The organism is Rhodococcus sp. SORGH_AS_0301 (assembly GCF_030818285.1).
Classification (GTDB): domain Bacteria; phylum Actinomycetota; class Actinomycetes; order Mycobacteriales; family Mycobacteriaceae; genus Rhodococcoides.
The window spans coordinates 550,099-562,673 of sequence record NZ_JAUTAC010000002.1 but is presented as its reverse complement, the minus strand read 5'-3'; the positions used below and the strand labels follow the sequence as shown (position 1 = coordinate 562,673).

The 12,575-nt window shown below is 60.4% G+C and carries 11 protein-coding genes, 1 pseudogene and 1 riboswitch; of the genes and pseudogenes, 8 read left to right on the top strand and 4 right to left on the bottom strand.

Going from position 1 to position 12,575, the window contains the following annotated elements; translation table 11 throughout:
- The first annotated feature begins 46 nt into the window (after nucleotides 1-46).
- From QE397_RS03250 to QE397_RS03230, 5 genes are all read left to right on the top strand, one after another.
- On the top strand, nucleotides 47-916 hold the full coding sequence (locus QE397_RS03250) for an ABC transporter permease (RefSeq protein ID WP_027504835.1): 870 nt from the start codon (nucleotides 47-49) through the stop codon (nucleotides 914-916).
- Between the two features lie 40 nt (nucleotides 917-956).
- Nucleotides 957-1,982 (top strand): ABC transporter substrate-binding protein, encoded by a 1,026-nt coding sequence (locus QE397_RS03245; protein WP_027504834.1) that lies wholly within the window; start codon nucleotides 957-959, stop codon nucleotides 1,980-1,982.
- Between the two features lie 8 nt (nucleotides 1,983-1,990).
- Nucleotides 1,991-2,800 carry an ABC transporter ATP-binding protein gene (locus QE397_RS03240; protein WP_307091684.1) on the top strand — a complete coding sequence of 270 codons (810 nt, stop codon included), beginning with the start codon at nucleotides 1,991-1,993 and terminating at the stop codon, nucleotides 2,798-2,800.
- Between the two features lie 62 nt (nucleotides 2,801-2,862).
- Nucleotides 2,863-3,789, top strand: a complete 927-nt coding sequence (locus QE397_RS03235; RefSeq protein ID WP_307091682.1) for an HAD family hydrolase — start codon at nucleotides 2,863-2,865, stop codon at nucleotides 3,787-3,789.
- Entirely contained in the window at nucleotides 3,786-4,478 is a 693-nt protein-coding gene (locus QE397_RS03230) for a hypothetical protein (RefSeq protein ID WP_307091680.1), read from the top strand. The genes QE397_RS03235 and QE397_RS03230 overlap by 4 nt, the downstream gene beginning before the upstream one ends.
- Before the next feature lie 492 nt (nucleotides 4,479-4,970).
- Here QE397_RS03230 and QE397_RS03225 read toward each other — a convergent pair whose 3' ends face one another.
- Together QE397_RS03225 and QE397_RS03220 are read right to left on the bottom strand one after the other, a co-directional pair.
- Nucleotides 4,971-6,326 carry a hypothetical protein gene (locus QE397_RS03225; protein WP_307091679.1) on the bottom strand — a complete coding sequence of 452 codons (1,356 nt, stop codon included), beginning with the start codon at nucleotides 6,324-6,326 and terminating at the stop codon, nucleotides 4,971-4,973.
- Nucleotides 6,319-7,947 (bottom strand): McrB family protein, encoded by a 1,629-nt coding sequence (locus QE397_RS03220; protein ID WP_307091677.1) that lies wholly within the window; start codon nucleotides 7,945-7,947, stop codon nucleotides 6,319-6,321. Before QE397_RS03220 ends, QE397_RS03225 begins: the two co-directional genes overlap by 8 nt.
- Before the next feature lie 265 nt (nucleotides 7,948-8,212).
- Here QE397_RS03220 and QE397_RS03215 point away from each other — a divergent pair, with 265 nt between their 5' ends.
- A complete protein-coding gene (locus QE397_RS03215) occupies nucleotides 8,213-9,061 on the top strand; it encodes an MT-A70 family methyltransferase (protein ID WP_307091675.1) in 849 nt (282 codons plus the stop codon).
- Between the two features lie 246 nt (nucleotides 9,062-9,307).
- On the opposite strand, the gene QE397_RS03210 is transcribed toward QE397_RS03215, so the two are convergent.
- A complete protein-coding gene (locus QE397_RS03210) occupies nucleotides 9,308-10,753 on the bottom strand; it encodes a protein kinase (protein ID WP_307091673.1) in 1,446 nt (481 codons plus the stop codon).
- Between the two features lie 329 nt (nucleotides 10,754-11,082).
- Here QE397_RS03210 and QE397_RS21750 point away from each other — a divergent pair.
- Together QE397_RS21750 and QE397_RS03205 are read left to right on the top strand one after the other, a co-directional pair.
- Nucleotides 11,083-11,265 (top strand): annotated as a pseudogene (locus tag QE397_RS21750) (histidine kinase dimerization/phosphoacceptor domain-containing protein); the annotation flags it as partial.
- A gap of 96 nt (nucleotides 11,266-11,361) precedes the next feature.
- A complete protein-coding gene (locus QE397_RS03205) occupies nucleotides 11,362-11,685 on the top strand; it encodes a sensor histidine kinase (RefSeq protein ID WP_307091671.1) in 324 nt (107 codons plus the stop codon).
- Between the two features lie 4 nt (nucleotides 11,686-11,689).
- Here QE397_RS03205 and QE397_RS03200 read toward each other — a convergent pair whose 3' ends face one another.
- Complete coding sequence (locus QE397_RS03200) at nucleotides 11,690-12,463, bottom strand: 3-oxoacyl-ACP reductase (RefSeq protein ID WP_373425205.1); 774 nt, start codon at nucleotides 12,461-12,463, stop codon at nucleotides 11,690-11,692.
- Nucleotides 12,454-12,548: riboswitch (TPP riboswitch) on the bottom strand. Its footprint overlaps the gene before it by 10 nt.
- Between the last annotated feature and the right edge of the window lie 27 nt (nucleotides 12,549-12,575).

The following is a 12,575-nucleotide window of genomic DNA, read 5'->3' as shown; positions in this document are numbered from 1 at the left end:
AGCGGGAGTAGTCGGACCCGCACCACTACTAGCTTTAGGACTCCTCATGGCGGTAACAACGTCGGTCGAGGCCCCACTCGCTGCACCGTCGGCACCGCATCCCGCGCCGACGCGTCGTCGACGGTTTCCCTCGTTCCGCAACACCTGGTCCGGCTTGTGGCGGCCCCTCGCTCTCGTGGCTGCGCTCGTCGTCGCGTGGTGGGCGGTCACGACCACCGAACTGGTTGCGCCCTACATCCTTCCGTCCCCCGGTGACACCTGGTCGACGATGGTGGACAACGCGTCCTACCTCGCCGGCCACACCTGGGTGACCACCTACGAGACCATCGCGGGCTTCGTCATCGCCGGCCTGGTCGGCATCGCCGTCGCGGTGGTGATGATCTACTCGTCGTCGATCGAGAAGACGATGTACCCGCTGATCCTCTTCGCCCAGGTCATCCCGAAGATCGCCATCGCACCACTGTTCGTCGTGTGGCTCGGCTTCGGCGCCAGCCCCAAGATCCTGGTGGCCGTCCTCATGGCCTTCTTCCCCATCGTCATCGCGGGCATGGCGGGCCTGCGGTCCGTCGACCCGGAGATCCTCGAACTGACGTCCACGATGGGCGCGAGCAAGTGGAAGACGTTCTGCAAGGTGCGCTTTCCCGCCTCGCTGCCGCAGCTGATGTCCGGCCTCAAGATCGCGGCCACGCTCGCCGTGACCGGTGCGGTGGTCGGTGAGTTCGTCGGCGCCAACGAGGGACTCGGCTACGTGATCCTCCAGGCGAACGGGAACATCGACACTGCAATGCTGTTCGCCGCTCTCATCATCATGTCTCTGCTCGGCATCCTGCTGTTCCTCGTCATCGAGATCGCCGAGAAGTTCCTCATCCCCTGGCATGCGTCGCGCCGCTCCACCGCGTCCGTCGGCGCAGTGTGACCCGGCTGCCTCACCCACACCTCCTCGAAAGAAGACTTCCATGAAGCTCAAGACTGCCCTCGTGGCTGCGGTAGCCGCGTCGCTCGCTCTCGCCGGATGTGGCGGCGGCGGTGGTGGTGCGGAGAAGGCTCCCGGCGCCGACGGTGAGACCACCGCGACGTCGCTGATGCTCAACTGGTACCCCTACGGCGAGCACGCACCGTTCTACTACGGCGTGCAGGAGGGGATCTTCGCCAAGCACGGCATCGACCTCACCATCACCGCCGGCCAGGGCTCGACCAAGACCGCGCAGGCCGCCGGCTCGAACCAGACCGACTTCGGCTGGGCCGACTCCGCCGCCGTCATGTCGAACATCGACAAGGGCGTGAAGGTGAAGAGCCTGGGCGTCTTCCTGCAGACGACGCCGTCGGCCGTCCAGGTCTACGCGGACGGTCCCATCCAGACCACCGCGGACCTCGCCGGCAAGACCATCGCGGTCTCCGCCGGTGACGCACCCACCACGACGTTCCCGATCTTCCTCGACCGCGCCGGTGTCCCCGAGGACCAGGTGCAGCAGCAGAGCCTCGACTCCGCGGGCAAGATCGCCGCGATGCTGTCCGGTCAGGTCGACGGCCTCATCGGGTTCGCGCACGACCAGGGACCGAATATCGCGAACAAGTCGGGCCGCGAGATGCGCTACCTCCGCTACTCCGACGAGGGCCTGAACTTCTTCAGCAACGGCCTGATCGCCAACACCTCGACCATCGAGAGCTCGCCGGAACTGGTGCAGGCCATGGTCGACGCCACCACCGAGTCCTTCGAGGCCGCCATCGCCAACCCCGAAGAAGCCGTGAAGGCCATGGTGGGCAAGGACCCGCAGACCCCGCCGGAGTCGGTGCTGCTGCAGCAGTGGCAGGAGACCATCCCGCTGCTCACCACCGCCAACACCGAGGGCCAGGCACCGGGCGTCAATGCCGAGGAGGACTGGACCAACACCATCTCCATCCTCGGTGACGCCGGGCTGACCGAGGTCGGAGCCGAGCCGTCGAAGTACTGGGACTCCTCCTTCACCTCCAGCAAGGAATGAGCGACGACATGAGCGCCATCACCCACGAACGCCCCACCACCGTCACCGACACCGCGGTTTCGGTCGAGGGTTTGACGGTTCAGTTCTCCTCCAAGCGTGGCGACGTCACCGCCCTGTCCGACGTCGACCTGAAGGTCGGCAAGGGTGAGTTCGTCTCCATCGCTGGCCCGTCGGGCTGCGGCAAGTCCACCCTGCTCAAGGTGGTCGCCGGCCTGACCGGCGCCTCCCGTGGCTCTGTCGAACTGGCAGGCCGCGAGGTGAAGGGACCGCAGCGCAACATCGGATACGTCTTCCAGCGCGCCGCGCTGCTGGAATGGCGCACCGTCCGCAAGAACATCCTGCTCCAGGGCGAGATGCGCGGCATGAACAAGAAGGCCGCCGCAGCGAAGGCCGACCAGCTGATCGAGATGACCGGCCTGACAGGCTTCGAGGGCGCACTTCCCCACGAGCTGTCCGGCGGCATGCAGCAACGCGTCTCCCTGTGCCGAGCTTTGCTGCACGAGCCCGAGGTGCTGCTGATGGACGAGCCCTTCGGCGCCCTCGATGCCCTCACCCGCGAAAAGATGAACGTCGAGCTGCACCGCATCTGGCGGGAGACCGGGACCACGGTCATGCTGGTCACCCACTCCGTCGCCGAAGCCGTCTACCTCGCCAATCGGGTGGTCGTCATGAGCCCCAGGCCGGGGCGGATCGTGGACATCCTCGATGTGGACCTCCCGGTGCATCGGGAGTACAGCGCGACGATGGAGAGGCCAGAGTTCATCTCCGTGGCCAACACGGTGAGGGATCTGCTGGGGGCTACGACGGGGGCGGACTAGCCCCCCGTCGAATTCGAAGGCCTTCCAAGTTGCTGTCGGTGCAACGTCCTAAACTCAAGCTCATGACGGACAGAGCGATGCAAGTGCTGGTCACCGACCTCGATAACACATTATGGGATTGGTTCGAAGCCTGGTTCCAACCGTTCTCAGCTATGCTTACTCGACTGGCAGATCTTAGCGGCGTCTCTCAGGACGTGCTTGAGGCTGAGATCCGACAAGTGCATCAGGCACGCGGAACAACCGAATACTCGAATCTTCTCAATGAGATTCCCGCGCTCTTGACTGCCTCCGCACCAGGAAGTCCGGCAGATGTGTTCGACGAAGCTCAACACGTTCTTAACTCCCGGCGAAGGACTGCTACGGCTTTGTATCCAGGTGTTTACGACGCGCTCACACAAATCAAGGCCGCCGGTATTAGCATCGTCGCGTATACCGAATCGACCGCATACTGGACAGAATGGCGGATTAAACACACAAACCTCGACGGAATAATTGACGTTTTGTATTCAGCCCCTGACCACGAACTACCAGGGGGTGCAAATCCCCAGATCTTGCGGACGGGTTATCTGGCCGACTCCGAGTACGGCTTGAAGCGTACCGAACACCACCACGTCCCTCGCGGGGTGACCAAACCCAATGTCGAAATCCTCAGTTCGATACTTCGCGACCAGAACTGCCCACCAAGCCGGGCTGTCTATGTAGGCGACTCACTGATGAAAGATATCGCTATGGCTCAGTCCGCTGGTGTTTTAGACGTTTACGCACGATATGGCACCGTTCAACACAAGTCCGAGTATGAGCTGCTACGTCGGGTCACACACTGGCCTGACGAAGATGTTGCTCGAGAGAAGGCCGTAACGGCAGCTACAAAATCTCAAATCAAACCAACCTTCACATGCGAATCTCGTTTCGACGAAATATTGCCACTTCTAAAATTGCAATCACTGGACTCGACTTCAATTCATCATGAACAGCAGGCAGTCCGTTGACTGACGTAGATCCACGCACCGAGCTAACCAGGGACCAGCAAGTCGGCCATTACATTGACTTATGGAAAAAGACCGTAGACGTACAGCAACATTTCAACGATATTGAGTGGCGCATTCGCGGTTTAGCCTTAACTGTTGCTACCTTCTCTATCGGCGCGGCCGGCGTGGCCGCGAAAGACGGAGCTAAAGTCGGACCACTGAGCTTGGGAACCATTTTGGTTCTTGTTGGGCTCGTATTATGGTACACCTTCTACTTTGTCGACCGAGCTTGGTATCACCCCCTTCTGAAGGCGGCAGTAGTTCAAGGCACTAATATTGAAGACGAGATCAAGAAGGAACTCCCCCACGCCGGAATGACCGCTGCGATTACCGCGGGTAGCAAGTATCGACCAGGTAGAATAGTCGGAGCCCTGAGTGGCAGGGAGAGCATGCAATCCGAAGACAAACTTGTTTGGTTCTACAAGGTCGGCGCTATCGCTCTTATTTTTGCTGCCACCGGGCTTCAACTCAACGTGTTGTTTGAAGACAGTCGATCCGAACCTATCGCTGTGCTTGATTCGGTACCGCCGACTTCAAACGCAACCACTTCATCAAATCCACCCCCAACGAACAATTTTGCCCCCCAGGTGACACCCGGAGGAACTCCCCCACCGTCCGTCCCGCCAAAGACGGCGTTGCCGGAGCCGTAGTTACTACCTTAACCCCCGCTCCGGGACACGCGAGCCAGTGGTGTATCAAAAGGGTATATTCCCGCGCTACATGCGAAAGTGTCGTAGATTGAAGCCGAAATCAATTTGGCCCGATGTCCACCGCTTGTGCGGTTTCTAAGAACCGGCAAATAGGCGTTGTCGGCCTTACCCGCAGACACGGCAAGCCCCTGAAGCGCGTCGCCAGCGGCCGTAGGTAGCCAGTTACGATGCTCTAGAAAGAATTCTGTCCGATGAATCGACAGATCCCCGCCGTCTGCGTGTAGAGCTGATCCACGGTTCAATCATTTGATGACTTGATCCGCAGTGCTTATCAGACAAACGGCTAAGCCGGGTGCATCCGTCGAACGGACGACAATATCTTATGACTGCACGAGCGTGTTGGAATGGTCCGCGGCGAATGGATTTGCGTTCGGCAATACTAGTCCCTCAACTCAACTAAAGACGGTCGTGAGGACTACGGGCGTACTACACCTACAATCGGTCGAGTGCGTCATAGAGGGCCGCACGGTGCTGATCCGCATTAGGACCGACATCAAAAAATACCAGATCGCAAGTCGGCGCGAACTCACTAACTCTCAATGTGGCGGGGTACCTGTCGCCCCTTCCCAGTGCCACCGGGTAGAGAAGCACAGCTTTGTCGGCCTGCAATCCACAGTGCCTCGCATACGCAACCACCTGATAGATGTCAGCCCGTCGAACCCGGATGCGCTGTCCTCGAGTGGGACTTACATCGACGGAGTCATCGTCGGCCGATGACTGACCAGAACGCAGAACGCTCTTGTACTTCGCGTCGAGAACGAGCAGCGTGCCGTCCGACCGCCGCATGACATAGTCGGGCTTCACTGGCGTTGAGCCATTCACTTTATGGTCGTCGTCGAAGTCGGTTACGGTCGCGCGGTAGCTTCCGCTAACGCGAGAGGCTCCTGGCCAGGCCTCCAGGACGTTCCGTAGGGCTTGCTCATACAAGCTATTGAGAGACCACATGATTGCATCTTGCTCGTGGCCCCCGATTTCAGTGCTGACGTAGGTGCCCTTCAGCAGCGCTGTCGTGAATGCCACGATCGGTGTGTAGTGCCGAAGCGGGCCCGATAGATTGAGGCGTAACGCATCCTGTGGTTGAGCCGGTACGTCCTTCACAGCGCTGAACAGCGACAAGGCGTGACGCACCATCTCGTCTAACGCGACGCGTGCAGGTTCGCTCAGGACAGCGCGGACCAAGACGGCCACCTTTCGAAGGCCTGCCTTCAGATAACGATTAGCTGCAGTGTCGTGTGACGGCTCACTGAAGCGTGCCGGGACGACGTGCGGTCGCGCCTGCGAAACAGATCGGCTTAAGTAGCGGACGACAACGATGCGACCGCGGACGCGGCCCACGAGGTCCTCCTCGCGTACCACGTACCCCCGGCGGAGCCATCGGGTCGCGAATGCGAGTACCTCGGCGACGTACCACCCAAGCAGGCACGCAGCCGGCTCCGAACGCAGTGACGCCAGGTTTGTTCGTGCGTCCTTTAGTCTCATTCCGGCGCTCTTCGTGCCGTACGCCCAATCAGCCAGAAAAAATAGGTCTAAGCCGTCAATTTTGGGACTGACGCGCAGATGCACCGGGTCACCAGCGATATCGAGACGCACGATCCCTGCGAAGTCAGCGGATCGGACCGTCCACTCGCAGTCCCCGGGATTCTTGTGAAACGTGAGACTGAGCTCTTTCCAGCGCTCCTCGCTGACGGCCGCGACTAACTCGTCTGTAGCACGCGCAGTGGACTGCTCGGAGATCTCAAGAACCGGCACTCCGAGGTCCCAGAGTGCCGTCGCTGCGGCCTCAGTCATCGCTCGCCGAGTCATTCGCGGCGGCGAGTGCGCTGAGCAGTTCCGCCTCGACCGATTCTTGTCCACTTGAGACGCCAACAATGCCCAGAGTGCTAAGCACCGACGACAACTTCACGACGTCGACTAAGCCTTCGGCGGCGTACTCACGCAGCAACGGGATGACCTCGTACGCGAATCGTCGAGCGAGCAATCCGAGGGACCCCTGTTCCGTTGTCGCGCTACCGGACGGCAGGAAGTAGGAGTGGCCAATGGCAAGCGCCGCGTTGTTGTCCTCGACGGTGAAAAGCGTAGCGGTGGCATCGAACAGGCGGCGCGCGGCGGCGCGGTCGGACGTGCCCACCCATCCGGCTCGGTCGATGACCGTCGCATCCGGCTCCAGGTTTATGAATGTGAACCGTCGACGCAGTGCGTAGTCGATGAGCGCGATGGATCGATCGGCGGTGTTCATCGTGCCCAGCAGGATGAGGTTCGAAGGAATTGTCATAGAGGCATCCCCTTCGACTGCATACGGCGTCCGAACTCGAGCGTCCCGATACTCCAGCGCGTAAAGAAGTTCGCCGAAGACTCGGGCGATGTCGGCCCTGTTGACCTCATCGACAACCAAGATGGCGTCACACATGCTGCCTAGCTGGCTCAATTCGGCCGCCACGGCCGAAAGCAGGCTTAAGATGCGGTGCTCAGCCCGGAAGTTCACGCCGTTGGCCGAGGGGACAGGTGCGAGCGTGCGTACGAAGTCCTCATAGCCATATGACGGGTGGAACTGCGCGATATCCCAGACAGCCGAAAGGCCCAGCCTCACAACCTCGCGCGCGACTGCCTCTGGCGAGCGCTCGTTCGAGGGTAGCTCAGCGAGAATTTTAGACAGGTTGGAGTTGTCCCGGCGCTCGCCGGACGCCCAGTCGACGTATTCGAGCGCGACGTAGGTCTTGCCTGTACCGGGAGCGCCCTGTAGAATAACTTGCTTCCGACGCTGGGCCTCCTCGTGCAGCAATCTGAGATGGGGCGGCACCGCAACGCGGGTAGATGCCGGCACCTCGACGCGGGGACGAGCTGCAGCACGAAATTCTTCCTTAGTTAAGCCGAACCAGCGGTTTGCCTTCCAGAGCAGCGCCAGCTCAGTCGGGTCGCCTCGTCTGGCCACAGCGGGACTGACTTGACCTCGAATGCGCTCAAGGAGGAACTCAATAACCGCAGGCACGAACTGAGCGGTCGGAAGAAATTTTGAAGCTCCAATGATCGTGGCGCCGTGCTTCTCCGGCGTGAACAGTGGCACGGATGCCGCCTGATTAAGGAGGGTCGACGCGCCCTTGCGGGCGTTCGCTCCCACGTCGAGAGCAACGAAGGACTGCTCCACGACATCGGTCGAGAAGCCAGCTGGATCGAAGTGACCGGCTTGATCGACAAGAGTATCTTCCACCACCTTAGCGATTCGCGGCTCAGCCCAGGCTCGAGCTGCCCATGCCAGCGCGTTGGCGGTCGCCTGGTCGCCGGCCTTGGCTGCGCGGAGCCAAGCGTCCTCAAGCAGCTGGTCATCGCGGAAGAGAAACAGGCTCCTCACCCACGAGGCGGCGCTCTCGGCGCTGTTCCGAACTGCGATGTCGGTGACTTGCTGCAAACTCATCCCCGCTGAAACTTGAGTAGCCGTCGAAGTCAGACTTGCGAGGGTGGTGTTCCTAGTTAGAGACATGTTATCGAGTCCAACTTCCATGCGGCGATGCTATCGGCGTCGCTGCGTGGTTGCTCGGTTCCGCTGGGTGTGGCGGGTCCGACTTCCGCTGCGCCTGCAGTGGGTCACCAAGATCTGATGTAAGCTTGCTCTCAAGATCTAATTGGAGGAATTCGCAGTGACAACAGTTGGTGAGCCTCCACGGTCGAGCACGACGGCCGTGCAGGCGCTTCGCCAGGCGCAGGACGCGCCGCCGCTTCCGACGGTCGAGGGTGGATTCAAAACCCTCTACGCGGATCCGCCGTGGCAATTTCAAAATCGAACGGGCAAGGTCGCCCCCGAGCATCGGAGACTTGATCGATATTCGACCATGTCGCTGGACGCAATCAAAGCATTGCCCGTCGCCGATCATGTCGCCAAGGACGCACACCTCTATCTCTGGGTACCAAATGCACTGCTGCCGGAGGGCCTCGACGTCTTAAAGGCGTGGGGTTTCAGATACGTCTCGAACATCATATGGGCCAAGCGCCGCAAGGACGGCGGTCCGGACGGCCGCGGCGTCGGTTTCTACTTCCGGAATGTCACGGAAATTCTCCTGTTTGGCGTTCGCGGTTCTATGCGCACGTTGCCGCCCGCCAGATCGCAGGTCAACATGGTGGAGACTCGCAAGCGAGAGCACTCCCGCAAGCCCGACGAGTTCTACCCTCTCATTGAGGCGTGCTCACCTGGGCCCTACCTAGAGATGTTCGCGCGACGCGCTGAGCCAGGCTGGTACGCGTTCGGTGACGAAGCGTCAGAAGAAATCGAGCCGCGCGGCCGCGAGCAGCGTGGGTATAAGGGGGGTGAAATTGAACGCACCTGGCAGCCGAATAAAGCACCGGCCCTTGCTCCGCATCAAAGAATCGACGACGGCCTTACGGACGAGCTGGCGAAGCTCACGCGGGTGCTTTACGAGTCCGGTCAGAGCATACGGGACATTGCCAACTCGACGGGATACAGCATTCAACGAGTGCGGACACTTCTCCAGCACGCTGGCGTGGACTTACGCCCTCGCGGAGGCAGTCGCTGACGTCAACACCACGCATCGCGGCTGGTGCTTGCGAAGCGGGATTGCTCAAGGTTCGTTCGTCGCGGCCCAATTCACCATACTGGTAGTAGCCGGCGACCGTATCAACGGCTACTATCCGCGGGTGACCTTTCGGACGCCAGTTTCGGACCCTACGTCGATCGACCAACGCGTGTATAAGACTGGGGGAATCATAGTCCCGCTCCCCTCGCACCGGCGCATCTTCGTCATACATTAGCAGCGAGGTGTCTACAGGACACGCTCCGCGTACCATGAAATCTGACCCTCTGAAGTGCAGCCAACCTTATGGGTCCCGATAAACTCGCGGATAATTTTCCGAGTCGTGAGCCGCCCAATAACGAGGTTCGATTTTTCCGAAGAGGTCAAAAGTTCCCAGACGTCGTTGTTCTTATGTTGCGATTCAGCGATCCAGTCCATTCGACCGGAACCATCGAATGTGCCGCCAACAACTAAACGGCTCAAATCATCCGAGGAGCCAATGGCAACGACGAATGATCCGTCCCACTCATCGTATTCGCTACGCCCGTGAAACCTATCCAACAAAGAGTCGGAGCGTAGTCGGTCATTTCGACCCGACTCGCCACGCGGCTCGAAATCCACTGTTACAGTTTCATCAAACTCAACCCTCCCGAACACCCTTCGGGTTTCTGCACGCACAACGTCCAGAAACAAGTTCTGGTCTAGTTTCATTTTAGCGATAATGTTGCGGATTGGTTCGAATCCGGTCACAAAGAGGTGCTTGGGGCGGGGGTGTGGGCCCGGGAACATTGTAAGCCAAGTCAGAAGCTCATCGCGGAACTCGGCGGCGCTGGGTCGATCGCTAGGACTGAGGCTCGTGGCTTGTTCCATCAACACATCGAGAGTTGCGGCATCTGGACCACCGAATCGCGCCAACGAGACCCGATCGGTTGAAACCGTTAGACGCCCTGGCGGTGGAAGCGTCACTACGCTCTTACCGCCCAGCGTTCGCCGCCTTTCTGCGAGAGACCAAAAGGTATGCGCCAGCGAGTAAATATCGGCGCGGTACCAATCAATTTTTTCGTTGTAGAAGCGAGCCTCGGGGGCTAGATAGTTTCTTGGCCCAAGGGATTCCCCTTTTCGCGTCACGGTTGGCGTAGTCGTGTCATCGAACCACGCGGCGATACCGAAGTCAGCAAGTACCGGCCCATCCCCGTACCAGAAGAGATTCTCCGGTTTTATGTCGCGATGAGCGACAGTAGGCTCTGGCGGACGCGAGAGAGCGTCGAGGGTGTCGGCAAGGGTAGCCGCGGACTTGACGACCACTTCGAAATCGACCTCGGCAAGTTTATCCGCCAAAGGAATCGCGAGGGGCATGACATACCAAAGCTCATCTACATCGGCGTGCCAGTCCAGTAACGATAGCACTCCCGCAGTATTATTGCGGGTAAGCGCTCGCATTCCGGACAGTTCATCTCCAAATCTGGCTATTGCCTTTTTGGTATTATAGGTAGTCGTTTTGATTACCGCGTCGATTGCCATACGGCCACTCGAGTCGACACGTGATGCCAACCTCACATGTGGCTTGCCCGCCACAGTGCGACCGATCCTCCATGAACTGAACTCACCGTCGACAGTTCGCCCTTCAACCAGAGTGTACTTCGGCGGTTTATTGGCAGGTCTATGCGCGCTCACGACCCGACAGTAGCGCCTCATCCAGCCCGACGAGTCGGGAATGCACTAGCTAACCGCTATAACCGTGTCGTTCGCATACAGTAAAGACGAGCGACAACTGAAGGAGACACACAGCTGTCTGACGGCGGACTCCTCGACCATCCGAGGAACGCTGCGCTCCGGGGTATCGCGAGCTATAAGGCCCTATCGTCAGAGGTCAACGGCCAAATTCCTTCGGTTGAGCTCGAATGCGCCGATGCGCGAGGCCTCGCGATACGGTGATTGCGGCGAGTCGCGGTGGTTAAGCAGAACCTCAAGCCTCTGAGAGGCACGCGACACGTTCTGGGTCTCCGCCTCGAGAGTTGGGTGTCATGTATCGGATCCGGCGCGACATACACGACACCCTGGCCGCCGGGCTCAGTCGAATATCGTTGCTCGCGGGCGGTTTACAGGTCGGGAGCAATGACGGACCGGAGAATATCTCCAACACGTCGGCACTGATTCGGTCCACGGCTCACGAGTCCCTGGACGAGCTCAAACGCATCATCGGCGTTCTCCGCGGGTCCGATACCGGCGGCGAGGATGCTGGTCGGCGAAGCATCGCGGGAATCGGAGACCTCGTCGACGCAGCGCGTTCTGCCGGGTGTCGGGTGACGCTGGTTCAGGACATTCATCCCGGTGTGGTCGGCGATCTGACCAGTCATACCGCGTATCGCATCGTGCAGGAAGCTCTGACCAACAGTCAGAAGCATGCCCCGAGTTCCCCCCTCCACATCACGGTGAGTGGGGCGGACACCGACGGCATCAGCCTGACTGTGCGCAACCACATCTCGACGACAGCGCAACCAGGCCCGGGTTCCCGAACCGGACTGGCCGGTCTCGCGGAGCAAGCTCACAACGCCGGCGGGTGGGTGCGCTGGACTGCCACGGGTGGAGAGTTCATCGTGACGGCCTGGCTCCCCTGGTACTCCTGACGCGTCAGTCCTTCACCAGTCCGCCGTCGACGACCAGGTTTTGCCCCGTCACCGCTCTCGACCACGGCGATGCGAAGAACAGCACGGCGTCCGCAAATTCGGCCGGCGTCGTCACTCGGCGCAGCGGGGTGCTCTCGGCGATCATGTCGAACACCGCAGGCGGGGTTGCGGAGCTGGCGTCCGTGGTCCGCAGCAGACCACCGGACACCATGTTGACGGTGATGCCGTCAGGTCCGAGGTCCGCCGAGAAGGTCCTCGTCAGCGCCAACAAGGCAGCCTTCGCCGCCGTGTAGTCGTGATAAGGAACGACGGGGTTCTGCACGAGGTTGGTGCCGATCGTGATGATCCGCCCGAATCCCGCCTCCCGCATGCCGGGCACAGCTGCCTGCGTGGTGTGCAGAGCGCCGGCAACGCTGCCACGGAACTGCGAGTCGAACGCCGACCACTGGATTTCGTCGGCCTTGGCACGGTCGTCGCCGTTGAACGAGAAGTCGATCAGAGCGTTGTTGACGACGGTGGTGACAGTCGATCCGAAATGTTCACGTGCGCTGTCGAACAGCGCGTCGACCTGCTGCCGGTCCGTGACATCGGCCTGCACTGCTTTTACGCGTTCAGGACCGAACTCGGTTGCCAGAGCATCGGCTGCGGCTGCACTGCGGTGATAGTTGACCACGACGCGGGAACCCTGCTGCAGGAATGCTCGCGTAATCGCAGCACCCAGTCCGCGAGCACCGCCCGTCACGAGCACGATCTGTTCGGCCAACGGCACTGTGCGCATCTCGACATCCCTTCGCCAGCATGACCTGGTCAGGTTCGACGGGCGTGTTCTCAGCCGGTTCGGTTCGGCACCCCGTGTCGGACTCCATGAAACACCTATCCGCTGTGGCGTG

Coding starts and splice junctions, on each gene's coding strand:
- QE397_RS03250 (WP_027504835.1), top strand. CDS start 47: ATGGCGGTAACAACGTCGGTCGAGGCCCCACTCGCTGCACCGTCGGCA.
- QE397_RS03245 (WP_027504834.1), top strand. CDS start 957: ATGAAGCTCAAGACTGCCCTCGTGGCTGCGGTAGCCGCGTCGCTCGCT.
- QE397_RS03240 (WP_307091684.1), top strand. CDS start 1,991: ATGAGCGCCATCACCCACGAACGCCCCACCACCGTCACCGACACCGCG.
- QE397_RS03235 (WP_307091682.1), top strand. CDS start 2,863: ATGACGGACAGAGCGATGCAAGTGCTGGTCACCGACCTCGATAACACA.
- QE397_RS03225 (WP_307091679.1), bottom strand. CDS start 6,326: ATGACTGAGGCCGCAGCGACGGCACTCTGGGACCTCGGAGTGCCGGTT.
- QE397_RS03220 (WP_307091677.1), bottom strand. CDS start 7,947: ATGAGTTTGCAGCAAGTCACCGACATCGCAGTTCGGAACAGCGCCGAG.
- QE397_RS03210 (WP_307091673.1), bottom strand. CDS start 10,753: ATGAGGCGCTACTGTCGGGTCGTGAGCGCGCATAGACCTGCCAATAAA.
- QE397_RS03200 (WP_373425205.1), bottom strand. CDS start 12,463: ATGCGCACAGTGCCGTTGGCCGAACAGATCGTGCTCGTGACGGGCGGT.